General features: G+C 57.9%; 17 protein-coding genes and 4 pseudogenes. 6 read left to right on the top strand and 15 right to left on the bottom strand.

Annotation, left to right across the window (positions count from 1 at the left end):
• Window positions 1–62: 62 nt before the first annotated feature.
• The 3 genes from BN1128_RS22890 to BN1128_RS22880 form a co-directional block, all read right to left on the bottom strand.
• The gene (locus BN1128_RS22890) at window positions 63–2,057 is read right to left on the bottom strand and encodes a methyl-accepting chemotaxis protein (protein ID WP_042873224.1); all 1,995 of its coding nucleotides are present in this window, start codon (window positions 2,055–2,057) and stop codon (window positions 63–65) included.
• 223 nt (window positions 2,058–2,280) lie between these two features.
• Window positions 2,281–2,631, bottom strand: coding sequence for a hypothetical protein (locus BN1128_RS22885; protein WP_042873222.1), 351 nt, complete (start codon window positions 2,629–2,631; stop codon window positions 2,281–2,283).
• Between the two features lie 371 nt (window positions 2,632–3,002).
• On the bottom strand, window positions 3,003–3,329 hold the full coding sequence (locus tag BN1128_RS22880; protein ID WP_082030527.1) for a hypothetical protein: 327 nt from the start codon (window positions 3,327–3,329) through the stop codon (window positions 3,003–3,005).
• Window positions 3,330–3,780: 451 nt separating this feature from the next.
• Here BN1128_RS22880 and BN1128_RS22875 point away from each other — a divergent pair, with 451 nt between their 5' ends.
• The 3 genes from BN1128_RS22875 (at window position 3,781) to BN1128_RS22865 (ending at window position 7,489) form a co-directional block, all read left to right on the top strand.
• The gene (locus BN1128_RS22875; RefSeq protein WP_042873218.1) at window positions 3,781–4,503 is read left to right on the top strand and encodes a response regulator; all 723 of its coding nucleotides are present in this window, start codon (window positions 3,781–3,783) and stop codon (window positions 4,501–4,503) included.
• A 10-nt stretch (window positions 4,504–4,513) separates the two neighbouring features.
• On the top strand, window positions 4,514–5,899 hold the full coding sequence (locus BN1128_RS22870) for an ATP-binding protein (RefSeq protein ID WP_042873314.1): 1,386 nt from the start codon (window positions 4,514–4,516) through the stop codon (window positions 5,897–5,899).
• A 174-nt stretch (window positions 5,900–6,073) separates the two neighbouring features.
• Window positions 6,074–7,489 (top strand): transporter substrate-binding domain-containing diguanylate cyclase, encoded by a 1,416-nt coding sequence (locus BN1128_RS22865; protein ID WP_042873216.1) that lies wholly within the window; start codon window positions 6,074–6,076, stop codon window positions 7,487–7,489.
• A 30-nt stretch (window positions 7,490–7,519) separates the two neighbouring features.
• On the opposite strand, the gene BN1128_RS22860 is transcribed toward BN1128_RS22865, so the two are convergent.
• From BN1128_RS22860 to BN1128_RS22845, 4 genes are all read right to left on the bottom strand, one after another.
• A complete protein-coding gene (locus BN1128_RS22860; RefSeq protein WP_042873214.1) occupies window positions 7,520–9,466 on the bottom strand; it encodes a ligand-gated channel protein in 1,947 nt (648 codons plus the stop codon).
• Window positions 9,467–9,871: 405 nt separating this feature from the next.
• Window positions 9,872–10,084, bottom strand: coding sequence for a transcription antiterminator/RNA stability regulator CspE (gene cspE, locus BN1128_RS22855; protein ID WP_005316548.1), 213 nt, complete (start codon window positions 10,082–10,084; stop codon window positions 9,872–9,874).
• A gap of 501 nt (window positions 10,085–10,585) precedes the next feature.
• Window positions 10,586–10,870 carry a YjbD family protein gene (locus tag BN1128_RS22850; RefSeq protein ID WP_011899186.1) on the bottom strand — a complete coding sequence of 95 codons (285 nt, stop codon included), beginning with the start codon at window positions 10,868–10,870 and terminating at the stop codon, window positions 10,586–10,588.
• A gap of 170 nt (window positions 10,871–11,040) precedes the next feature.
• Window positions 11,041–11,919, bottom strand: a complete 879-nt coding sequence (locus tag BN1128_RS22845; RefSeq protein ID WP_042873212.1) for a cation diffusion facilitator family transporter — start codon at window positions 11,917–11,919, stop codon at window positions 11,041–11,043.
• Window positions 11,920–12,372: 453 nt separating this feature from the next.
• Between BN1128_RS22845 and BN1128_RS26470 the strand changes: the two genes are divergently transcribed.
• Window positions 12,373–12,495, top strand: a complete 123-nt coding sequence (locus tag BN1128_RS26470) for a hypothetical protein (RefSeq protein ID WP_098981751.1) — start codon at window positions 12,373–12,375, stop codon at window positions 12,493–12,495.
• A 75-nt stretch (window positions 12,496–12,570) separates the two neighbouring features.
• Here the strand turns inward: BN1128_RS26470 and BN1128_RS22840 are convergent, their stop codons facing one another.
• The 4 genes and pseudogenes from BN1128_RS22840 to istA form a co-directional block, all read right to left on the bottom strand.
• Entirely contained in the window at window positions 12,571–13,329 is a 759-nt protein-coding gene (locus tag BN1128_RS22840) for a substrate-binding periplasmic protein (protein ID WP_042873210.1), read from the bottom strand.
• A gap of 400 nt (window positions 13,330–13,729) precedes the next feature.
• Window positions 13,730–14,266 carry a hypothetical protein gene (locus BN1128_RS26085; protein ID WP_209428612.1) on the bottom strand — a complete coding sequence of 179 codons (537 nt, stop codon included), beginning with the start codon at window positions 14,264–14,266 and terminating at the stop codon, window positions 13,730–13,732.
• A 133-nt stretch (window positions 14,267–14,399) separates the two neighbouring features.
• A complete protein-coding gene (gene istB, locus BN1128_RS22830; RefSeq protein WP_042873208.1) occupies window positions 14,400–15,155 on the bottom strand; it encodes an IS21-like element ISAs29 family helper ATPase IstB in 756 nt (251 codons plus the stop codon).
• A 14-nt stretch (window positions 15,156–15,169) separates the two neighbouring features.
• Window positions 15,170–16,712 (bottom strand): annotated as a pseudogene (gene istA / locus BN1128_RS22825) (IS21 family transposase).
• 575 nt (window positions 16,713–17,287) lie between these two features.
• Between istA and BN1128_RS25035 the strand changes: the two are divergent.
• Window positions 17,288–17,525, top strand: a pseudogene (locus BN1128_RS25035) (transposase); the annotation flags it as partial.
• Between the two features lie 21 nt (window positions 17,526–17,546).
• Here BN1128_RS25035 and BN1128_RS22815 read toward each other — a convergent pair.
• Window positions 17,547–18,740: pseudogene (locus BN1128_RS22815) on the bottom strand (IS256 family transposase).
• 90 nt (window positions 18,741–18,830) lie between these two features.
• Between BN1128_RS22815 and BN1128_RS25030 the strand changes: the two are divergent.
• Window positions 18,831–19,743, top strand: a pseudogene (locus tag BN1128_RS25030) (IS3 family transposase); the annotation flags it as partial.
• 543 nt (window positions 19,744–20,286) lie between these two features.
• Here BN1128_RS25030 and BN1128_RS22810 read toward each other — a convergent pair.
• From BN1128_RS22810 to BN1128_RS22800, 3 genes are all read right to left on the bottom strand, one after another.
• Entirely contained in the window at window positions 20,287–21,408 is a 1,122-nt protein-coding gene (locus BN1128_RS22810; RefSeq protein ID WP_156140647.1) for a hypothetical protein, read from the bottom strand.
• Between the two features lie 5 nt (window positions 21,409–21,413).
• Window positions 21,414–22,184 (bottom strand): reverse transcriptase domain-containing protein, encoded by a 771-nt coding sequence (locus tag BN1128_RS22805; RefSeq protein WP_209428611.1) that lies wholly within the window; start codon window positions 22,182–22,184, stop codon window positions 21,414–21,416.
• Between the two features lie 184 nt (window positions 22,185–22,368).
• Window positions 22,369–22,947, bottom strand: a complete 579-nt coding sequence (locus BN1128_RS22800) for a fimbrial protein (RefSeq protein ID WP_052445558.1) — start codon at window positions 22,945–22,947, stop codon at window positions 22,369–22,371.

Below are 22,947 nucleotides of genomic sequence, written 5' to 3'. Positions count from 1 at the left end.
TCTGAACGACGTGCATGAAAAAGGGGCCCTCGGGCCCCTTTTTGCTGGCTGGGCGTTCCTCATCACACCTTGAAGCGGCGTACCAGCGCCAGCAGCTGGCGATTGGAGCTGAGTAGTGACTCCGCGCTCTGCTCCGTGTTGCGGCCATTCTCCACCAGCAGGTTGAGCATGTCGCGGATGCTCACCATGTTGCGGTTGATCTCCTCGGTCACCCGGCTCTGCTCCTCGGCGGCGGTGGCGATCTGGCTGCTGAGATCGTGGATCTGCACCACTGAGTCGGCCATGTTGTCGAGTCCTCCCGTCACCTGGCCCGTGGTATCTGCCGCCGCCTGACAGCTGTGCTTGGTCTGCTCCATGGCGACCACGGCTTCGGCCACCCCCTGAGTGAGGCGCGACAGCATGCTGCCCACCTCGGCCGTGCTCTTCTGGGTGCGGGCCGCCAGGGCGCGTACCTCGTCCGCCACCACGGCGAAACCACGGCCCTGCTCACCGGCCCGCGCCGCCTCGATGGCGGCATTGAGCGCCAGCAGGTTGGTCTGGGCGGCTATGCCACCTATCACCCCGAGTACGCTGCCGATCTGCTTGGCATCTTCCTGCATCTCCAGCACCTTGGCGGCGGCGAAATCTACCTCGTCGATCAGCGCCACCACGCTGGCGGAGGCCGATCCCACCACCTTGCGGGAGTTGGCTGCCTGGCCGTTGGCTGTCTCGGTAAAGCTCGCCGAGTCGCTGGCGTGTTGTGCCACGCTGTCGGCGGTGGAACTGAGCTCGGTGAGGGCCGTGACCACCTGATCCGTCTCGGCGGCGTGCTCGCTCAGGATCCGCCGCGCCTGACCCGTCTGTTGATCGAGCTGTGCCAGTTCGCGGGTGATGAGGTCGGTGGCATCTGTCACCTGTACCATCATCTGCTGCAGATAGGCGATGAAGCGGTTCACCGACAGGGCGATATGATCCAGCTCGTCGTTGCCCTTCACCTGGATGCGGGCGGTCAGGTCCGCATCGCCGGCGGAGAGGGCGTCGATATTCTGCTTGAGGGTTTGCAGCCGGCTGCCGAGCTGGGTGATGGCCAGCAGCATCAGCACGAACAGCAGTCCGACCAGGGGCAGCTGGATCGCGGCCAATGTGGTGAGCACGTCCTGGCTGTCCTGGGTCAGGGCGCTGGTCGGCAGGGCCGTGGCGAGCAACCAGGGGGTGCCCTCTATGGCTTGCAGCAGCAGGGTCTGCTCTTCTCCCTGATCCTGGAAGCTGGTACGCAGCAGCCCCTTGCCCTGGCTCTGGCCGAGCAGGCTGGCGATGGCGCCGGCGAAGGGGTAATCGGTGTGGGCGGAGAGGTTACCGAGCACAACGTCACCGCTCAGGCGGGCATTTCGGCTCAGGATCTTGCCGTCAGCCTCGATGATCATCACCTGGCCGCCGATCTCCTGCTCCTTCCTGGCCACCAGGTCGTTGAAGAAGCCCAGGGTCACATCTATGGTCGACACCCCGAACAGGGCGCCATTGCGGTAGATCCCCATGGCGCAGTTGGTTCTTGGCTGCTGACTGGCGCCATCCTTGTAGGCGGCGGCCCAGACGCACATGCCCTGGGGCGCCTGCTGCCCCGCCTTGTGCCAGGGCTGCTCGAAGTAGTTGGGGGCCTCGGCCGAGTTCCAGTAGGTGTTGGGGATCAGCTTGTTGGCCGCATCCCTGTGGTAGAAGGTGCTGAACTTGGCGCGGCCCGCTTCCCGCTGATCCGGCAGTGGCCAGATGCCGCCGCCAAACACCATGGCATTGCCATATTGATCGATCAGCGCCGGCAGCAGGGCATCGATTTGCTCGCTCGGCAGCTGGGCGACCAGCTGGGTGATGCTGCGGGACTGGCTCTGCACCCCGTTGAGCTGATCGCGGATGTCGGTCGCTATCTCGCTGACCCGCAGCGCCACATTCTGCTCACCGGCCTTCTGCAGCGCCGGCTTGATCCAGATCTGGATGCCGATCACCGTCAGGGCACACACCAGCGCCATGAATCCCATGAAGACGGCTGTATATCGTCCCTTGATTGTTCCCAGACTCCACCCCATAACGACTCCTGTCTATTGTTGGCACTGTCTTGCATGGCCTTGTTATTTGAGTCGCCATTATTAGCTATTTCGAACATAAAACGTTTGTTATCGCTCACAGAACCCGGAGCAGAGGCGAAGGGAAATGAGGGATGGCCGGAGGATCGCAGAGGGCGAGCGGCCGAGCGGGAGGGAGAAACGAAAAAGGGTGGCCGAGGCCACCCTGTTGCAGGTCGAGATGCGTTTACTGGTGCGCTTCGGCGAACTGCTTCATCGCCTCGGCGTGCTTGGTCATGCCGTCGGCACGCAGCGTCAGGTTTTTCACAAACTCGGCCTTCTTGGCCGGGTCTTCGATCTTGTCGTAGCGCTGTTGCAGGTTGGTCTGGATCTGCTCCGGGGTCATGTTCTGCATGCGGGCCATCTTGTCATGGCGGCTACCGTGGTGCTTGCCGCCCATCATGCCGCCGCCATCCATGGGGCAATCGGTCATCACGCCGGCCTGGGTAGTGGCGACGGCTTCGCTGGCGGCATAGGCGCCAAGCGGCAGGCCAAGGATCAGGGTGGCGGTCAGCAGGGTTTTGGTCAGGGTTTTCATGGTCTATCTCCTTGCGGATTGAGTTCGGGTTCGGCTTGCTCGCCTTGACCCTAAGTAAACACCAGGCTGGTGTCTGAACTTTGCCAGTTGAAGCCTATTTTGTAGCAGAGTGTGACACTGTGAGGCGGTATGGAGGGTGAACGAAAACCGGGTCTGTCATGGCGTGCGCCAGCCATCGAGCATAGGCCTGCCACCCTGAAAAGCCAGCGCCAATCCGCCTGGCAAAATACGCTCCGGCCAGGGAACGCAATAGCGTCAGCAGGGGGCGGAAAAGAAAATACCCCGCCTGACAGCGTCTCCGGCGGGGTATTTCATGTCACCGGTCAGGCAACATAGTTATCGTGAGAAAACCACAGCGTGAATAGCTCGGCTCAGCGCTGGCGGCCGCTGCCAACGCTGTAAGGCATGCGATAGCTGTCGCTCTCACCGTCCAGGCTGAGGGTGAGATTGCCCTGGGCTCTCATCGGCAGTCGTACCTGCTGCATCCCTTTCAGCTCGGCTGGTACCCGCTTGAGCACGTCGCCGGAGGCGTTGCGGATCATCAGGGTCGGGTTGGCGTTGCTGCTGCTGGCGTCATCGTGCCAGTTGACGAACAGCAAGCCGGGGGCGACGCTGACGTCGGCCGGAATGGCTGCTTGTGCCATGCCGATGTGGGCCAGTCCGGCCAGTGCAAACAGGGTCAGGGTCTTTTTCATCATCATTGTCTCCTTGGTATGGCTCGCCGAAGGATGCCGGCGTTGTGTGTCATGGTGCCAAGCGCCGCCCGAACAATCGGGCGCTGCCTGGCATCATGGGGAAGGGAAGTGTGTCTCGCCGGGCGGGCAGGGGCCGGCCTCATCGTCATCCGGAGGGGAAGCTTGCGTCAGGCTGCTGGTCTGTGCGGGCTGATGCGGTTTGGTCGCCGCTCTGGCAAGGGCCTCGCTGGCGGCATAAGCCAGCATGAAGGGCGTGGTAAGGGCGAGCATGGCCTGTCTCCTGCAATGGACGAGTTTGGTGTGTCCCCAGTAAACCCTCGCCTTGTGTCTCAACTTTGCCGAGTGACCGCTTTTTTGTAGCAGAGTGTGGCATCTTGCTGATCTGGCACACTTTGACACAAACCGTCCGACAGATTTTCGTATACTCGTGCCAGCTCTAACAGGAGAGGTCCTCATGAACCAAAGCAGCACCCACATTCTGGTCGTCGACGATCACGGCGAGATCCGCGATCTGCTGAAACGCTTTCTGGAGCAGCATGGCCTGCGGGTCAGCTGTGCCCGGGATGGCAAGGAGATGAAGCGGTTGCTGGAGGAGCGTGAGTTCGATCTGCTGGTGCTGGATCTGATGATGCCGGGGGAGGATGGCCTGACCCTGTGCCGCGAGCTGAGGGCCAAATCCAGCCTGCCCATCATAATGCTCACCGCCATGGGGGAGGAGACGGACCGCATCATAGGGCTGGAGATGGGTGCCGATGACTATCTCGCCAAGCCATTCAATCCGCGCGAGCTGCTGGCCCGCATCAAGGCAGTGATGCGCCGCACCCAGGTCGAGCCGCAACCCGCCCCAGAGACCCTGACCCGGGATCTGCGTTTCGATCGCTGGCTGCTCGACATCAATCGCCGCGAACTGGTGGATGAGGAAGGGGTGGGGCTGAGTCTCTCCACTGCCGAATTCGACCTGCTGCGGGTGTTTCTGGAGCGCCCCCAGCGGGTGCTGAGCCGGGATCAACTGCTGGATCTGGCCCGGGGCCGCGAGGCGGTGGCGTTCGATCGGGCCATCGACACTCTGGTGAGCCGGTTGCGGCGCAAGCTGGAGCGGGATCCCAAGAACCCCGAGCTCATCAAGACCATCTGGGGCGGCGGTTATCTGTTCGCCGCCGACGTGACCCAGGTGTGACGCCGTGGTCATGCTCAAGCGACTCTGCTCCCGACTGTGGCCCAAGGGGCTGACCGGCCAGATCATACTGGTGGCGCTGGCCGGGCTGGTGTTGATCCAGCTGCTCAGTATCCAGATCTACCGCTCGGATCGGGAGGAGGCACTCGGCTATGTCAACAGTCGCAACGCCATGCAGCGCATCGTCTCGGTGGCGCGGCTGCTGGCTCTCTCCCCGCCTTCACTCTATGACGAGATCCTCAAGGCGAGTCGCAGTGAAACCCTGCTGTTGCGCCTCGCCGACGAGCCGCTGCAACCTGACAACCGCAGCCCCCGCTTCGAGCAGCAGGTGCGTTCCCGGCTCGGTTATCCGCCGTCGCTGATGGTGGAGATCAGCGCCGAGCTGAAGCAGGACGCCCAGCGCAGCCGCGCCTGGCAGCACCACACCCGCATGATGAAGGACCGCAAGGGGATGCCGCCGCCGCAAGACATGCGGCTGTATGGCTCCATCCAGTTGCCGCGCGGTGGCTGGTTGCAGTTCAGCTCCCTGGTGGACAAGGAGTCGGCGAGCTGGTCCTGGCAGACCACCTTCAACCTGATGCTGGTGGCGAGTCTGGTGATCGGCCTGATGATCTGGTTGTTCCGGCGTGCCACCCAGCCGCTCAAGCAGCTGGCCGCCAACGCGGATCGGCTGGGGCGCGGCGAAGACATAGAGCCGCTGCGGGAGGCGGGGCCGACCGAGATCCGCGAGTCGATCCAGGCGTTCAACCGCATGCACACCCGCCTCGATCGCTTCGTGCAGGACAGAACCCGCATGCTGGCAGCCATCTCCCACGACCTGCGCACCCCCATCACCAGTTTGCGGCTGCGCACCGAGTTTCTGGACGAAGGGGAGGACAAGGAGCGGATCCAGCAGACCCTGCAACAGATGGAGCAGATGCTGGCGGCCACCCTGAGCTTCGCCCGGGAGGAGGGGCAGCAGGAGGCGACCCGGGAGCTGGATCTGGTCAGCCTGCTGGAGAGCCTGTGCGACGACTATGCCGACACCGGCCAGCCGGTCACCTGCCTGGTCGAGGGCAAGCAGGTCTACGCCTGCCGTGCCAATACCTTGCGGCGAGTGCTGCAAAATCTCATCGGCAACGCCATCAAGTACGCCGGCAGTGCCGAGGTATCGCTGGAACGTACCGACTGCGAGCTGTTGATCCGGGTCTGTGACGAGGGGCCCGGCATAGATCCGGCGCGGCTGGAGGATGTGTTCAAGCCGTTCGTGCGGCTCGATGAGGCCCGCAACACCGAATCCGGCAGCGTGGGGCTGGGGCTCTCCATCGCCCGCACCCTGGTGCATCAGCACGGTGGCGAGCTGACCCTGCACAACCGCGCGCAGGGTGGGCTGGAGGCCAGGATCAGTCTGCCGCTGTGAACCTCATGACATCTGTGTGGGGAGGGCGCCGACCAGGCGCCCTCCCCATGTTTATCTTGCAGTTATCTGACTGAAATCACGCCAATTTCATACTCGGTCATGCTTGTTCTTCTATGCTGAAGATGGCGATAATCGATGGCCGCATAGACGGCCAATAGCAAGGTTGGTGCAGGAATGGCGGTCTCTTCTGGTTTTGGATGGCGGGTGCGCAGTGGATGCTGCCTCCTGCTCTGTTTACTGTGGCTGCCCGCCTGGGCGACGCCAACCCCCAAACCCTTGATTGTCACCAACTCCAAGGCCTGGCAGCCCTTTTCCTACATCAATGAGGAGGGGCAGCCGGATGGCCTGCTGATCGATCTCTGGCGCGAGTATGGCCGAGTCACCGGTCGCCCGATCCAGTTCAAACTGGTGGACTGGCAGACCTCGCTGGACCTGGTGCGTACCGGCAAGGCCGATGTCCATGGCGGCCTGCTCTGGTCGCCGGAGCGCAATCCGCTCTATGACTATGGCCAGGGGCTCTCCCGTCTCGATTCCCAGCTGTTCTTTGCCAACTCCCTGCGCGGCACGGATGTGAACTACTACCTGCAGCACGAGAGTGTGGGGGTGGTGGCGGGGGGGTATGAGGAGTACTACGCCCGCAAGCATTTTCCCACCACTCGCCTGCAAACCTTCACCGACAACGATGCCATGCTGCGCGCCGCCTTCAGCGGTGAACTCGACGCCTTCATCGCCGATCTGCAGGTGGCGAACTTTTATATCTACACCTCGGCGGATCCCAGCCGCTTCATCCCGGTGCGCCACCTCTACAGCGACGAGATACGCTTTGCGGTTGCCAAGGGCAATCAGGCCCTGTTGCAGGAGCTGGAGCTGGGGTTTTCCCGCCTGGGTGTGGCGGATCGGGAGCGGATCATCCGCAAGTGGATGCATATCGAGACAGTCTATCCGCTCCACCTCTGGCCCTGGTTGCTGGCGCTGGGAGGCATGGTGCTGCTGGTCTACATAGTGCAACTGCGACGGGCGGTGGCGGGCCGTACCGCCGAGCTGATCCAGGCCAATGCGCGGCTTGAGCGCCTCGCCGGCACAGATTCCATGACGGGGATCCTGAACCGGCGGGCCTTTCTGCCCGAGTTTGAGCAGCGACTGGCCAGCGGACAGGCCTCGGGCCTGCTGTTGTTCGACATAGATCGCTTCAAGGGGATCAACGATCACTTCGGTCACGGGGTCGGTGACGAGGTGCTCTCGGCGCTGGTCGAACGGGTGCGGCTGGTGTTGCCGGATGGGGCGCTGTTTGCCCGTATCGGGGGAGAGGAGTTCTGCATCAGCCTGCCGATGGCGGATATGGCTGCGCTGCAGGCCTGGGCCAGCCGGATCGGTCGGGAAGTGAGTCTGCGCAAGTTGCAGACCAGTGCCGGTGAGCTGGGGCTATCCATCAGTACCGGGGCCGTCTGGATGCCGGATGGCGTCAGAGCCGATGGCAGACGGGTGTTGTTGCAGGCAGACAGGTTGATGTATGGCGCCAAGTCGCTGGGGCGCAATACCTGGCAGGCAGCCTGTTATGCCGAGGAAAAGGAGAACGCGGCAGAAGAGTAGGCCGCCGCCCAGGGGGGCGGCGGCTCATCATCAGAAGTTGTAGGTCATCCCCAGGTTGTAGCGACGACCGTCCAGCACTGTGCCGAAGCTGGTGTAATCCACCGTCTTGTCGAACAGGTTGTAGATGCCGGCGGTCACGTTCAGGTTCTTGTTGGCCTTGTAGACCAGACCGGTGTCGAAGAAGGTGTAAGAAGGCGTGCCCTCTGCCATCTTGACCCGGCTCAGGTAATCGGAGGTCTTGCTGCGGAAGTTGACCCTGGACCAGAGGCTGACCTCTTCTGTGGTCTGCCAGTCGACCGTAGTGTTGAACATGTGGCGCGGCATCTGATTCAGTGCCTTGCCTTCCATCGGGCCGCTCTTCTGCTCGGACTGGGTGAAGGTGTAGCTGGAGGCCAGCGACCAATCTTCATTGATGGTCCAGTTGGCCGTCCCTTCCACCCCGCGCATGTTCGCCTTGTCGACGTTGATGCGGTCGCTGATGAAGTCATAGGTGTGACCGTTCAGGGTGCAGGAGGGATCGCTCTTGCTGGTGCAACGGCGGATCTCGGAGATCTTGTCCTCGAAGTCGGTGTTGAACAGGGTCAGCCCTGTGCTCAGCCCTTCCTGACCATCCCACAGCAGGGCGATTTCCTGGCTCACGCTGGTTTCTGGCTTGAGTTCCGGGCTGCCGACCAGCATGCCGTCCTGGGTGCCGCCCCCCGTGGCCTGGCCCCAGTTGGCAGCCGACATGCGCAGATCCGGTGAACGGTAGCCGGTGGAGACGCCCCCTTTCAAGGTCCAGAACTCGGCCGGATGCCAGACCCCGTACAGACGCGGGCTCCAGTGGGTGCCGTAGTTCTGATCCCTGTCCATGCGCACGCCCCCGGTCAGGGCGAAGGTGTCGGTCAGTGCCCACTCATCTTCCACGAACATGGCCCAGCTCCAGCGGGTCAGCTGGTTGGCGCGGTTGGCCACGTTGAGCTGGTTGCCCTGATCCTGCAGATCCTCGTAGCGGTATTGGCCACCCACGCTCAGGTAGTGATCCTCGAGCTCAAACTGGGTATGGGTGTCGGCTATGGTGTTGATCAGCTTCATCTGGCGGCCGGGGTTGGTGTTCTCTTCCCGCTGCAGATAGCTGGTAGAGGAGCCAAAGTCGTAGCGGCCGTCGTGGGTGATGGCGTAGTTGGTGCGCTCGTAAGTGCTCAGGCTGGGTTTGGACTTGGCCGAGAGGGATTCACCCGGTGTGCGGTTGCGATCCTGCAGGCCGCGGCTGGCCTCGAAGTCGAAGCGGTTGTGCTCGTCCGGGGTCAGACTGAACACGGCTGTACCGCTGCGCATCTCCTGCTCGGCGAACCCGTTCTGGAACTGATCCTCACCGCGATGGGAGAGTTGACCGTTCAGGCGCACCCCCAGCAACCCGTCCACCAGAGCACCGGCCGTGTAAGCGTTGGTCTGGAAGATGTCGCCGGAGTCCTTGTTCTCCTGGAAGGTGGAGTCGGCATGCAGCGACCCCTGCCATGCCGTCATGCTGGCGGTCTTGCGGGTAATGACGTTGATGACGCCGCCCATGGCATCCGAGCCGTAACGGGAGGACATGGGGCCACGCACCACCTCGATCCGTTCGATGGCTTGCAACGGTGGCAACCAGCCCTGCTCTATGCCTGGGCCATCGCTGTTGGGGCGAGTGCCGCGGCTGTCGACCCGTTTACCATCCACCAGCATCAGCGTGTATTTGGAGCCCATGCCACGAATGCTGATGTCGCTGCTGCTGCCACCCCCGGTGATCACTACGCCCGGTACGTCTTTCAGGGCATCGGTCACGTCGCGATAGGCGCGTTTTTCCAATTGCTCGCGGGTTACCACCGAGATGGAGGCGGCGGTATCCTCGATCTTCTGCTGGAAGCCGGAGGCGGTCACGACCATGACCTCCTGCTCGGCGGCATAGGCGTGAGAGGCGAGGGCGGCGAGAATGAGCGTGGTCAGCTTGTTGCGGTGCATTTTTATCATGTTGGCCTGAACTCTTTTAGTAAGAAGATGCATTCATCCTTTGGGTGAATCTATGGGGTGGTTTCACCGCATCCCGCGTGAAACCCGGACCGGGCAGGTTCAATTGGATAATCCTCCCGTTCGTCGGCAGGCATTGTAATGATCATGGGATGATGTGTAAACGATAATTAATCTCATTAAGGTTGTGTTGTCATGTTAGCGCCAACCAGGAGATGCAGGAGGGATACCGGAAGAAAAGGGGTGAGGCGGAACGGCTAAACAGAGGGAGAAAGCGTCTGGGGGGAGGGGAAATGCTGAATTGCAGGCAACAAAAAACCCGCCTAGGCGGGTTTTTTTAATTCTTGCAGAAGGTCTTCTCAGCAGGCGTTAGCGAGCGTGAAGGCTTCCTTGCTTGAATTACAGACCAACTACGTTGGCAGCAGCCGGGCCTTTCTGGCCTTGCTCGATGGTGAACTCAACGCGCTGACCTTCGTCCAGGGTTTTGAAGCTGGTAGACTGGATAGCGGAGAAGTGTACGAACACGTCTTTGCTGCCGTCAGCCGGGGAGATGAAGCCAAAACCTTTCTCAGCGTTGAAGAACTTAACGGTACCAGTCATTTTGTTAGACATAATAATTTCCTAAAATAGTGTTTTAAGTGCCAAAAATTGGCAATCTATGATTTTTCGTCAGCAATACGTATGGGGAGCACTAAAGAAGGAGAATTATTTAATAAGAACTATCGTAGATAACTCTTATACTAATCACTGCTTTACTAAAATGACTGCCTAACATAATCAGGTCTGAACTACCGAACCATCGAGAGAGATTAAAACATGCTCTCTTCGTTAAAGCAAACTTTATCTCAATATTAATTTCTGGTTATCGACGTGCTACCAACTTCATATTGTCACATGAGCCACGGTGTTCATTGGAGAGATTGAGCGTTGACGCCTGCTATGATTGGCGCTGAGCTTCTTTGTGACCGCTTTCTGACTGGCGTAGAGGCGTTCCTGATCAAGAGCTGTAGAGCTGTATAGAAGAGCTCTTCCTTGGTTTCCGCAGGGCCTTAATGGCAAACGCCCACCCACACCGGTCTGGTGTGGGTGGGCGCTCATCAACACAGCGCTAACTCAGCGCTTGCTGCGGAACTTGTTGCTGACGGAGTCGATCCAGCTGAAGGTTTCTGGCAGCACCTGATTTCTGGCCCGCTCTTTGGCCTTCTCCCGAGCCAGTTTGGAGGCCACCTTGGCCGCCTCTGCACGATCTGCCACGATTTTAAGCCGGCCTTCCTCACGGATCCTGTTACGTTCTGCGTTGGTCAGCTGATGGTCAGCATTGGCCTGGGCTTTTTGGAGCAACAGGGTTATCTCGGCCTTTTCGGCCTCGGTGAGGTCTTTCATTTCCAACTTTTTCACGGCGCGCTCCTGGCGGCTGGGGGATGGGATACCCTAACACATTTTCGCCGACTATTTCTTACGCAATGCGCTCTATGGCCATAAAAGTGCGGGTTCCACGCTTTTTTCCGTTATTTATCTGCCAGTTCACTACAGATTTCTCGCATTTTCCGGTTTGCATCGCACGTATCTCAACCGTGGCCGCTTGGTTCGACATGGATCAACACTATGGCATGGGGCAGGTGGCGCATTATGCCCTGTTCTATCCGATCACAGATGGCATGGGAGTGCTCTATGCTCATCTCCTTGGGCAGGGTCAGGTGGAAATCTATGTGACGACGGCGTCCGGCCTGTCGACTGCGCAGGGCGTGAAAGCCGCCATGCTCGGGGCAGCACTGCTCGATCACCTGAGTGGTGATGGCCAGCTCCTCCTCGCTCATGCTGTGATCCAGCAGGGGCTGAAAGGCCTGATTGAGCATGGCGATGGCTTCCCTGAGAATGAAGATCGCCACGCAGATGGCCACTATGGGGTCGAGCAGATAGAGGTTGTAGCCCAGCCCGTCGGCGATCCAGATGCCGAGCAGGCCGACCGCGACCCCGAGAGAGGTCAACACGTCAGCCTTGAGGTGCAGGGCATCGGCGGCCAGAGCGACAGATTCCTCCTCTTTCGCCACCCGGTAGAGATAGGTGGAGACACCGCTGTTGACCAGCGCCGAGATCAGCATGACCAGCACGCCAAAGCCTACGCTTTCGATCGGTGTTGGTGTGAGCAACTTGCCGATGGCTTCGAAGATGATCCAGCCCGCGGCCAGCAGGATCAACAGGGCCTCTATGACGCCGGAGACGTTTTCGATCTTGTCATGGCCATAGGGGTGGCGTTGATCGGGTGGAATATCCGACCGACGTACCGCAAACAGGGCGATGAGGGCCGCAACCAGGTCCATTGCCGAGTGGATGGCTTCTGAAATAATACTGACGGAGCCACTCAGGATCCCGGCAAATATCTTGATGATAATCAGTGTGATATTGGAGCAAACCGAGACCAAGGCCGCTCTGGTTTTTCTGGTCATGGGATATCCTTATTCTCGATATAATATTTTCACAAATAGGGTTGGATAATATCAGCTTGAAAATAAAACGGCTGCGGCAGGTTGTAACGTTTTGTTTCTGGCGAGAGTGAGAATGCTTATCTAAATTACCTCTTCTTATTTAATTAATAGTTGTCTTCTACTTTTGGTGATTTATTTCAGTTGGTAATTAAATAAGTCGAGGGGGCCAGATTTTATAAGGAATATTCAGATTTTCTGGCCGTTCATGCCCTTGCTCGCCGTGTCCAGGGATCGCCGGAACCCGGCCCATAATGAAGCCTGACGGATGAGGGTGGATTCTTGCGCAAGATTGGGGGTATGCTGGAGTGAGTGCGATCAACCGGTCGTCACTGAAAGCGTACTGAAGTCTACGATTCGGATGGCATGCTGGAACCTGGGTTCCAACTGTCTGGGTAACATTTTTGGAGTTTGATGATGAGTAACAAAGAACATCACAACGGCAAAGATGCCAAGAAAAAGCCGCAGCTGTCACTGAAAGAGAAGCGCGAAGCCAAACGTCAGAAAGCAGATCTGAAAAACGGCAGCGCGATCAAGTAACGCTCCTCCACGCTGTAGTTCCTCCGGAGCCAGTATCAAGCCAGCCTGTCACAGGCTGGCTTTTATGTTTCTGGCTCAAGGCGTGGCGCCATACGTCTCGAAGATTTTCTGATACCGGCCATCGGCCCGCATGGCATTCAACTGGCGATCAAACCAGCGTTGTTGCACCGCCTGGCGAAAGGCAAAGTGATACTGGGTAGGGGCAAACAGGTCATATTGCCTGACTCGGCCAGGCGCGTAGAGCTCGGCACCATATTTGCTGTCGGCCAGTTGCGCCAGATAGTAGTAAAACACCCGCTGTTCCAGGACCACTGCATCCACTCGTCCCAGCATCAGTCTGTGCACCTGCCCCTGCTGCTTGGCAACCTCCTCATAACGGGGATTCTGATCGGCCATGCTGGCGAAGGCACCTCCCAGCACCTGACGTGCCCGCTGGAAGGCGCTGACTCGCAGCATTTTCATGTCATCCAGGGTGCTGATATGGGTCTTGCTGAGGGTGAATACCCGGTTGTGGAAGGCGATCACCGGCTGTGACAGAAAGACATTGCTCAACATGCCGGGTTTGACGTTGATAATGGCATCCAGCTTGCCGGATTCCAGCATCCGGAAGGTACGTTCCAGCGGCAAATATTCAAAACTGGGCTCATAGCCGCTGTTGCGAAAGGCCTCTCGCAGCAGGTCGAGCTCGATCCCGCGGCCCTCGTCCTCTATCACATAAGGGGGGATGGCGAAGCTGACGCCCACCCGCAGCGGCTCGGCTGCCGCGAGCAAGGGCGCTGCCATGGTGGCGGTCAGGCAAACAGCGAGCAGTAGAATGCGATACAAAAACCCCATGTGTTCTCTCTGGCAAACAGGTCGCCCTGATCATAAGCCCAAGGCATGTCATGCGGGGAAAATACCCGACAAGTTTGCACAGGAACAGTACTGCATGGCGAGCCTGCGTCAATAACGGGGAAAAAAAAGGCCCTGAATGAACAGGGCCTTCTGGCAATCTGTTGCCGATTAAAACGGTTAGATTTACCTGATACTTCACGACTGGGTGAGTTGTGTGACAATAACGGGCTGCATGCAAAGGGGTTTGAGTGCTTCAATATCCAATTGGACACATAAAATGTAATGTTTTTTGTCAAATATCTCATAACATTCCCTGTTAAACATTACATTGTGGTCAGCGACCACTGAGTAGATGGATCCGCCACAAAACCAAGTTTGGTATGGAGCAATTCTGTTTTTGTTAGATTGCCAGCTGCCTCTCAATCTCGGTCAGTAAGTTCTGGACTAACCCTGCAGCAAAACGCTGACGACCAACAAGCTCATCTTCGTCTTCGTCTTCGTCATCTTCACCATAGAAGTGAGCGTAGGCAACAGCCCCTACCTTCTCATAGCCTTCACCATGCTCGTCATCCCCAAAACGCCTAGCGAGCGCCGCGAACCCATCTTTCAAGGCCTCTGGGTGCTGTTTTGAACGAATGCGCTGAACGAATAGGGCGGCGACTTCCTCTATCGAGCCTGAGTATCTGATCACGTGGATTAGGTCAGCGGCATCCTTCCTCTCCTGACGCTGATCCAGAGCCAGCGCTTTCAAAATTACAAATGCAGGCACGTCTGCAAATCGCACAATATCTACTGATAGATCATCACCATCCAGGAGCCGGGCAGAAACTGTCTTCTCCTGATACCAGTCGTGGACAATTTGGGCATGCTTAATGGTGAGTGCCGATACTCTTTCCCCATCGCAGAGTGGAGGGTGAAATTCGAGGGCTAGCGTCAAAAAAATGCAGCAACCCTAGTTGTAGAAGCCCTCTAAAAAGACAAGCGTGAAAGTGCGTATTCCGGCGAAGTTGAACAGCCATTCCGGCCAACGTGAACACCCTGATCCTTAACGCGCTCACGTCATCCCGTTTCTAACTCGACTGTTCAGATTGGGTCAACTCACTTCTCCTCTTTCTCATCGATTCTCCCTTCAGTGACAGCCGGTGAGCGTTGTGCATCAGCCGGTCCAGGATCGCATCTGCCAGGGTGTTGTCCCCCAAGCTCGCGTACCACTCTTCCGTTGGCAGCTGACTGACCACGACCGTCGAGTATTTCCCATACCGATCATCCATGATCTCCAGCAGTGCGTTGCGCTGCTCGGCATTCACCGCTTCCAGTCCCCAGTCATCGAGGATCAGCAGCTCTATCCTTGCCAGTTGACCCAGCAGTCTGGCGTAACTGCCATCTACCTTGGCCTGGCTCAGTTCAAGCAGCAGACGTGGCAGCCGGTAGTAACGAGTGCTATGCCCTTGCTGGCAGGCTTGGTAGCCCAGCGCACAAGCCAGGTAGGTTTTTCCACAGCCACAGGGGCCGGTAATGAGCAGGTTCTGGCCCCGGCGCAGCCACTCTCCTTGGGCCAGATTTGCTACCTGTGACCGCTCCAGGTTGCGTGCTGACTGGTAGTCCAGCTCCTGCACCGTGGCCTGGAGTTTGAGCCTTGCCTGCTTGACCAGCCGAGCTTGTTTACGCTGCTCCCGGCTCAGTTGTTCGTGTTCGACCAGCAGGCTTAGACGCTCGATGAAGGGCTGCCCTTCGTAGGTACTCGCCTGTTCAAGTTGTTGTTGCACGGCATCCGCCATGCCGGTCAGCTTCAGGTTTCTCAGGCGGGTCAGGGTTTGTTGGGTCATGGGGCGTATCCTCTTTAGTGGAAGCTCTGGGGGCCACGGATGTTCTCGTGCTCTTGCGGTAACTCTGGGTAGCTCAGCGGGCTTGCGGGCAGTTGGTCGCGGCCACTGGTCAGCACCGACTTGAGCTGTTTGAGTCGCACTAGTCCTTCCCGATTAGCCAGCTGGCAGCAGGCCTCGACCCGTGATGGCGGATACTCCCGGCTAAGACTAAGTAGCCCCAGGCAGAGTCGGTATGCCTGCTCGGCATGGGCTTTCTCTTCCAGCCGTTCGCTAACCCAGCACAAGGTGCCCGGTCCGATATCAGCAGCCCACTGCTTGAGACGGCCTAGCGTCCAGCGTTGCTGCTTGCTGTGGCGTTCCGGCATGTGTTCCGGGATCGTGCTCATCCCCGGGATGGTTTTACGCGGATGGCTCGCGACCAGCTGTTGCTGGTGATAGACCTGAAGCAAAGTGTCGCCAGCATGGAGCTCCAGTTGCTGGCCCACATACTGGTGTGGCACTGAGTAGCGGTGCTGCTCATAGCTGACGTGATAGTCGATGTTGACCTTGACCGTTTTGATGGCGACATAGCGATAGGGATGCACCGGCAGTGGTCCCAGTGCCGGGCGGTCCAACTGCTCAAACGCTTCACGTCGGTTACCGGGCAGTTGCTTGAACGGGCGCTCGTTGAGCTCATTTAACAAAGCCCGGATGCACTGGTTGAGCTCGGCAAGCGAGAAGAAGGTCTGATGGCGTAGACGGGCCAGGATCCAGCGCTCGACGATCTGCACACCCACCTCAGCCTTGGCTTTGTCCTTGGGCTTGTAAGGGCGCGCTGGCATCACCGCCACCTGATAATGCTCGGCCAACTGCTGGTAGCTGGGGTTGAGCTCGGGATCGTATCGGCAAGCCTTGCTGACACCGCTCTTGAGGTTGTCGGGGATCAGTAGTGCCGGTGTACCACCGAAAAACTCAAAGGCACGGACATGGCTTTGCAGCCAGTCCGGCAGTGACTGGGACCAAGTGGCCTCGGCAAAGGTGTAGTTGGACGCACCAAGCACGGCGACAAAGATCTGGGCCTGACGGACCTCACCCGTAGTCGGCGAGACGATGGACACCGTGGGCCCGCAGTAGTCGATAAAGAGCTTTTCCCCCGCCTTATGGATCTGGCGCATGGAGCGCTTTTGCAACTGACACCAGGACTTGTAACGGTCGCAGAACTGGGAGTAGCTGTAACAGCTGTTGGGATAGCGCTGGGTGTACTCCTCCCAGAGCTGTTGCTTGGAGACCCCCTTACGCTTGAGCTCCTGATGGACAGAGGGCCCAATCCGGTACAACATGGCGGGCCGAGATGGTGGTATCGGCCTGCGGATAGAGCAGGGCAGCCAGTCGGCCATCATCAAGCTCGGTAGGTAAGGGCCAGGTCAGGCCGAGCGTCTGGGCACTTTTGAGGAGTTTCTGGATGAAGCCGACACTGATCTTGGTACAGATACTGATCTGGCGAAAAGAGAGCTGAGCCTCCAGCCGCAGTCGCAGCACTTCACGAATTTTACGCATTGCAATCCTCTTGGCAGACATAGGCTCTTCCCTGGCAAAAGGGAGAGCGTATCAAAGGTTATTAAATCAATGCGTTAAGGATGATTCCGGTGAGTGTGAACGGTAATTCCGGGATGTTGAGCACTGTTTCCGGAAAGGAGGGGCAAAGTGTTCAGGTTGAGCCGGAATGAGCGTTCACGTTGGTCCGGAAATGGTGTTCACGTTAAACCGGAATCGGTGTTCATGATCGGCCAGAATATGCAGAAAGCGCTTGTCTTTTTTTGTTGACGTTATAATCAGGTTTCACATTAGATAAAACTCGTTATTTATATGCGTCAATTTAGTGCCAAGAGTAACAACCTTCTTCTGCACGACGATGAAACGATCCATTACCCGTTCAGCAAGTTTCTCACCGATGAATTCGACAACCCAAACACTCGAGAGCTGGTAAGCCAGTCGCTGCGCATTCTGCAACGCTTTTTTGTGGCCCACGGGTTGTGTTAGCCGTCCGCATGTTGGAAAAAAGGTGTCTGACCTACAACGAGATCAAGAGTCTGAGGTATCCTGATTTTCACAGACAGTCCCGATTGTTACGATGAGACAATCGGGGGTATTGAATGAAATCGAGAGAACACTATTCACCAGAGTTTCGGGCAGAGGCGGTTCGACTGGGGTTGGAGCAAGGCCTTAGCCAAGCTGAACCCGCCAGAAGGGTTGGGATTGCCAAAGGCACACTGAGCAACTGGGTGGTCGCAGCCAAAGGAGGAAAGGATACCTCGGTCATTCCCGGAGCGCGTTCTGTCGCCTAGCTGGAGGATGGTGGCCCAGCTACGCAAAGCTCTCGCACAAGCTAATTCTGTGTAACTGCCCACTCCATTACAGGTGACCGTTCAGGCGATCACCGAATTCGATAATAAAACGATTTAGGGCAAGCTTCCAATTCTGTATCGGCATGGTCCATTTCTTGGAGGCCTGCTGTATCGCGAGAAACGCCACTTTTAGCGCCGAGTCGTCGGTCGGGAAGAGCTTCCTTTGCTTGGTCGCTTTACGCAGCACGCTGTTCAGTGACTCGATCGCATTGGTGGTGTAAATCACCTTCCGGATGGCGGGGGGATAATCGAACAGCGTGATCAGATTGGCCCAGTTACTCTGCCAGGAGCGCGTTATCTGCGGGTACTGGCTATCCCAGCGCTCGCCGAAGGCCGCCAGCGCCTGCTGAGCCTCACGTTCCGTCGCAGACTGGTAGATCTGCTTCAGCTCCGCCGTCACCGCCTTGTAGTCCCCCAGGAGACATAGCGCAGTGAGTTGCGCACCATGTGGACGATACTCAGTTGAATCTTGGTCTGCGGATACTCCACAGCAATCGCATCAGGGAAGCCCTTGAGACCATCCACACACGCAATCAGGATGTCTTCCAGGCCACGGGTCTTCAGCTCGGTCAGGACCGACAGCCAGATCTTTGCCCCTTCGGTCTCGGCCAGCCACAGGCCCAACAGCTCCTTGTGACACTCCATATTGATGCCCAGTGCCAGATAGAGCGACTTGTTAATCACCCGCTGGTTCTCGCGGATCTTCAGCACAATGCAGTCCAGATAGACGATGGTAGTGCGGATCCAGCGGCCGGTTTTGCCATTCGTGGAGCTGCTCGATGACGCGTTCAGTCACCTTCGATACCAGCCCCGCCGAGATGTCGGCGTCATACATCTCTTAGAACGCGTCAACGATATCCCGGGTGCTCAAGCCCTTGGCGTAGAGGGCGAGGCTCTGGTCGTCCATCTGGGTCAGACGGGACTGGCCCTTGCGGACAAACTGAGGCTCGAAGGACGAGTTACGGTCACGAGGGGCCTGGATGGTGACCTCCCCGTGCTGCCCTTTTAGGCGCAGGGTGGAATAGCTATTACGACTGTTGCCGGTCCCGCGGCCTTGTGGGGCGTGTTTCTGGTAGCCCGGATGCTCGTCCATCTCTGCATTAAGCGCGGTCTCGACGGTGAGCTTGATCAGCTGTTGGGTGAGGGTGCCGAGATCTTTTTAAGGATGAATGTCTTTTGCCAACTCAGCGGCGAGTGCGATGAGTTTTGTATTGGTCCATTGCTTACCCGCGAAGGTATCCTTTTTGTATAGTTACTTATTCGTGGGCGGTTACACAATTGGATTTACAGGCGCCTAGGCGAAGCTCTCGCACAAGCCAACATGGACCGCGACATCATAAAAAGGCCGCCGCGAACTTGGCTCAGGAGTCACTGCCAAGTACGCGTGGATAGCCAAGCAGCAGGACCTCTATCCCATTTTCGTTATCTGGGCGTGTGCTGGAGGTCTCTCGTGCGGGCTTCTACCACTGGCGCCAGCGTCCACCGTCACAGCGCCAACGAGAAGATCACGACTCAACGTCGCCATTAGGGCTGCCCACAGCAAGACGCGCCAGACCTATGGCGCAGCGCGTTTACAAGCTGCGTTGGCCGACGAAGGATTTTACGCCGGGCGGGACCGGATTGGGAGATTGCACCGCGAAATGGGGTTGTCTTGCAAACTAAAGCGCAAGTGCAAGGCGACAACCCATTCTTCTCATTCCCTGCCGGTGGCGGAGAATCCCCCAGGTCACGCCTTTGCGCCGACGAAGCCCAACGCAGTCTGGGTCGGCGATATCACCTTATATCGCCGCCGACGAAGACAGGCTTTTGCTTGCTGGCCTCAAGAATGTGTTTACCTGTGAAGTTGTGGGCTATGCGATGGGAGAGAGGTGACCACCGGTTGGTCAGCCAGGCGCGGTTTCGGGCTGTGCAGCAGGGGTCGCTTGTGTGAACATCCATCACACAGACCGGGTAAGCTAGTACGGGCCAAGGCCATCCGGGCTCTCTAGGTCCAGTTTGGCGAGCAGGCCTCCGAGTCACGGGGGGGTCCCGCTTCGACATTCTCCGGTAGTTGCTTCTGGGGGTCTTCTGTTGCAGTGGTCTGGTTCATCACCTTAGATTCAAGACGAGTCCGGAAGCTAAGCCAGCGATTCAGGAATACATGGAGATTTTTATACAACCGCCAACGTCGGCATTCGCGACGTGTCAGTGTTAGCCCCGCGGAGTTAGGTATGGTTATAGGAAAGCTACTCAGGCTGCTTGATCCGGGACTGTCCGATCTTGTCAGGACACCTCATAAGTCGGTAACCCAGCAGTCGGGCAAGGTAATCCCCCCGTTGCGGGCAGAGTGGTTTGACGCCTGCCGGCCAATGGTATAGAGATGTGTTTCTGGGGCGTGAACGTTCTTCTCTTATAATTGTTCGGGCCGCCGTGTTTTGCGACCTTCCACCCGCGCAGACAACCGGAGTTTTTTGCGAGGTGCAAGTTTGCGCAGCGGGGTCTGTCGACGAGTAGGGCAGTAGATTACTGGTTGAGGACGCAGGCCTAGTGCAGGCGATTATTGTTTAGGCGCGACTAGCCGGAGCCACCCGAATGTGCCCGAATCGTCCACACAGGTTCAATCGCGTCGCGGTGCGTGCTTGCTCACGTGATAGCAGCTGCGTGGTAGCATCCTGTGGCGGGGCGATTTCGTGCTACGGTGGCGTTCTTGGCCATAGGTGCGGCCACGAAGGGCGGACGGTGGGTAGACCCGCCCGCGCTTTGGTCCGTTACTGGACGGTTATGGTCAGCACGGCCGCCGTAAGCGCGACTCTCCCTACAGAGTGCGCGGCGTTGCTGGCGACCTTGAGTTCGACGGGCAGCTCACGCATGGTACCGGCGTCGAGTGTGATCGGGGTCTCATCGATGGGTGTAGTGTCGATAAAGGCGGTGGCTGTTATATCGTCAAGGGGTGTGGTTCCTGTCGCAGTCGCCACGACGTTTCCGCCAGCGGACGACGTGATTTTTACGGTGGTTGATGCAGAGCATTCCAGGGCGAGTATCACGTTGCTCGTGGTCGTCACGGCGGACGGTTTCCGGTTATAGTTTTGTTTGGTGTTTGTAGTGTAAACTGAGGATCGGAAGGCGCAGCTATTGACTACCGTTGTGGGTATGGTGCGGGGACCGAAGCACTGGATTTTCCCGTGCGAGTTTGTCACGAGGGATGAGAGCGGCCCCGTCCCTTGCTCCGTCACTCTAAGCGTGAAGGGTGGCGTGTCTACTGAAGCGTTGGTAGTCGCCGCGTCACCGAAGCCTATACACCGTTCTCCGGTTATGAGGGCGGGAGGGATAGCCGTATACACCTTGTACGCCAATGGGGTGGCGGAATGTACCCATTGCCCTTCTTGCCACCTTTCGTACAAGCGTACAGCCTCGGTCGAGTTGGATTCAGAGCCGTCGGTAATGGGACCGAGGTTGACAGGAAAGTTCGCGTACACTTGGCCGCACGGGCTGCCGGTGGACGCGTTGTCGCAGGTATGCAGATAGCCGGCGTCAGAGGCGTGTCGATCGATGACGGTTTTTACTAGTTTGCTGGTGGTTTCAGTGGTGTACGTGGAGGACCAGATGGTCTGGTTGATCATGTTGGTGCGCCCGGAGTTAGTCCCAGTAGGGAATGTCGCGACAATGGTCGCTTCAGTGCCGCTGCCGGCTACCGGTTGCACCACGGTCATCCAGATGCCCGACCCGCTCCCGGTCCAGTCGCGGGTCGTCGAGGCGGTCCACTCACTGTTCGTGAAGACTGGGAACGTTTGGGTTCCGGCGGCGGCCGCCGGCATGCACAGGAGGGTGGCGGCGAGTGCAACTACTCCCCCCAGTGTGGGGTTTGTTGCATGGGTTGTTACAGGGTTCATTGGGTTCATCCCATTATTTTATTCCACCGCGTCCGATACTGCTGCAGGCGAGTTGCGTTTTCCGATGCGGACAAACCCAACCTCAACCCTTGCTCATAAAGCCGCAGGCATCGAACGCGATGTAGTTCTAGAGAACGGGGGGACACGCCGACGAGCCCTTGCTGCGTCCACCATCCCCCCAACCAGTCAAATCCACGAGACAAACGTCCTATCCAGGTCTTGTCGGGGTGTTGACTAAATCCCCCCTTGGATAAAAACACGTTGAGCTCGCGGACGAGCTGACGTAACCGCCAGCGTGTTCGCGTTAAAATAATAAAATCATCCATGTAACGAGCGTAGTAGATGTCGTCCACACGGCAAAAATGTTCATCAACATGGTAAAGCAAGGCACTGCCAATCAGAGGGCTCAGCGCGCAGCCGCGGCCGATACCCATTTCAGGCGTGTGAAACTCGCCCCCGTCTTCAACACTATAATGCAGGTATTGCGCTATCAGACTTCGCAACACGGGTGACGGGACATGAGCGGACACGATGCTCATTACCTGGTCACGTTTAATATGTTGGTAGTACCCTCGTATGTCAGTACGCAAGGCAAATGCGTAATCGTGTTCGACCAACGCCTGAGACAGCCGGCGGCGGGAATAAAAAATACCGCGGCCTTTTCCGTGCTCACAGCGATGATGGTCGGGCAACAGACCTGACACCAACAAGGCCACCCACTTCAACACCAGTGCATCTTGTGCGGACCACATGGCGTGGCCAGCAATAACCTGCATCGGACTTAATCGGTATTGGCCTGTTGCGCACTGGAGAAGCAACGCTCGCTCATTTTTCGCCCAATGAAATCGCAAATGCCAAATATCCGAGTTCGCTGGGTGGTTGCGCCTGGAGGTGCACAACCAAACGAACGCGCGATGCCAGGCGTCAACCCAGGCCGCATCAAGACACGCCATCGCCTAATCAGTCAAATTTCATCACAAGGCTGGCCATCGCCGTAAAGGGACCGACATTAACGGCACTGTTATTTACGCGTTTAACATATGCCGAAAATGAAAACTCCATATCAACGTCATCAATAGCTTTGGGCGCCAAAAATTCATTCAAAGGCATCGCCTTTCCATCTGGCCCCTCCAGCGCAATGGCAATGCCTTTGGCGTCACTGCCGGCAGACAACGCCAATAGCTCAGGGTCATTGCTATCGGCGATGCCAGTCAATTTTACTGATACATTATTTGCCGCCGAACCAGAGCAGTCGACATTGAATTTGAACCCAACCGAGTTAGTGTGACCGTCGGTCATTAGGGTATTCCGCTCAATAGTCCCAAAATCAACGCTCAAGTTTTCATCTGCAGGTACCACGAAACAGGGGACCTCGACGATTGTGTGCGTGATGTTGATTTTGAAGGTATCGCTGTATGCGGCAACTTGATGCGATACGACCAACAGCGAGGCGATACAGCCGCCAATAAGCGTTTTGGCGGTCAATTTCAGCATCGATTGCGTTCTGGTCATCGTGTCACAACCGCTTTTGATAGACAT

The sequence above is a fragment of the Aeromonas piscicola genome, assembly GCF_000820005.1.
GTDB classification, from domain to species: Bacteria; Pseudomonadota; Gammaproteobacteria; order Enterobacterales; family Aeromonadaceae; genus Aeromonas; species Aeromonas piscicola.
Note: the sequence above shows the minus strand (reverse complement) of the source record. Positions and strands in the feature narration are given on the sequence as shown.

Coding starts and splice junctions, on each gene's coding strand:
- BN1128_RS22890 (WP_042873224.1), bottom strand. CDS start 2,057: ATGGGGTGGAGTCTGGGAACAATCAAGGGACGATATACAGCCGTCTTC.
- BN1128_RS22885 (WP_042873222.1), bottom strand. CDS start 2,631: ATGAAAACCCTGACCAAAACCCTGCTGACCGCCACCCTGATCCTTGGC.
- BN1128_RS22880 (WP_082030527.1), bottom strand. CDS start 3,329: ATGATGAAAAAGACCCTGACCCTGTTTGCACTGGCCGGACTGGCCCAC.
- BN1128_RS22875 (WP_042873218.1), top strand. CDS start 3,781: ATGAACCAAAGCAGCACCCACATTCTGGTCGTCGACGATCACGGCGAG.
- BN1128_RS22870 (WP_042873314.1), top strand. CDS start 4,514: ATGCTCAAGCGACTCTGCTCCCGACTGTGGCCCAAGGGGCTGACCGGC.
- BN1128_RS22865 (WP_042873216.1), top strand. CDS start 6,074: ATGGCGGTCTCTTCTGGTTTTGGATGGCGGGTGCGCAGTGGATGCTGC.
- BN1128_RS22860 (WP_042873214.1), bottom strand. CDS start 9,466: ATGCACCGCAACAAGCTGACCACGCTCATTCTCGCCGCCCTCGCCTCT.
- cspE (WP_005316548.1), bottom strand. CDS start 10,084: ATGTCTAACAAAATGACTGGTACCGTTAAGTTCTTCAACGCTGAGAAA.
- BN1128_RS22845 (WP_042873212.1), bottom strand. CDS start 11,919: ATGACCAGAAAAACCAGAGCGGCCTTGGTCTCGGTTTGCTCCAATATC.
- BN1128_RS26470 (WP_098981751.1), top strand. CDS start 12,373: ATGAGTAACAAAGAACATCACAACGGCAAAGATGCCAAGAAAAAGCCG.
- BN1128_RS22840 (WP_042873210.1), bottom strand. CDS start 13,329: ATGGGGTTTTTGTATCGCATTCTACTGCTCGCTGTTTGCCTGACCGCC.
- istB (WP_042873208.1), bottom strand. CDS start 15,155: ATGACCCAACAAACCCTGACCCGCCTGAGAAACCTGAAGCTGACCGGC.
- BN1128_RS22810 (WP_156140647.1), bottom strand. CDS start 21,408: ATGAACCCTGTAACAACCCATGCAACAAACCCCACACTGGGGGGAGTA.
- BN1128_RS22805 (WP_209428611.1), bottom strand. CDS start 22,184: ATGCAGGTTATTGCTGGCCACGCCATGTGGTCCGCACAAGATGCACTG.
- BN1128_RS22800 (WP_052445558.1), bottom strand. CDS start 22,947: ATGTCTATCAAAAGCGGTTGTGACACGATGACCAGAACGCAATCGATG.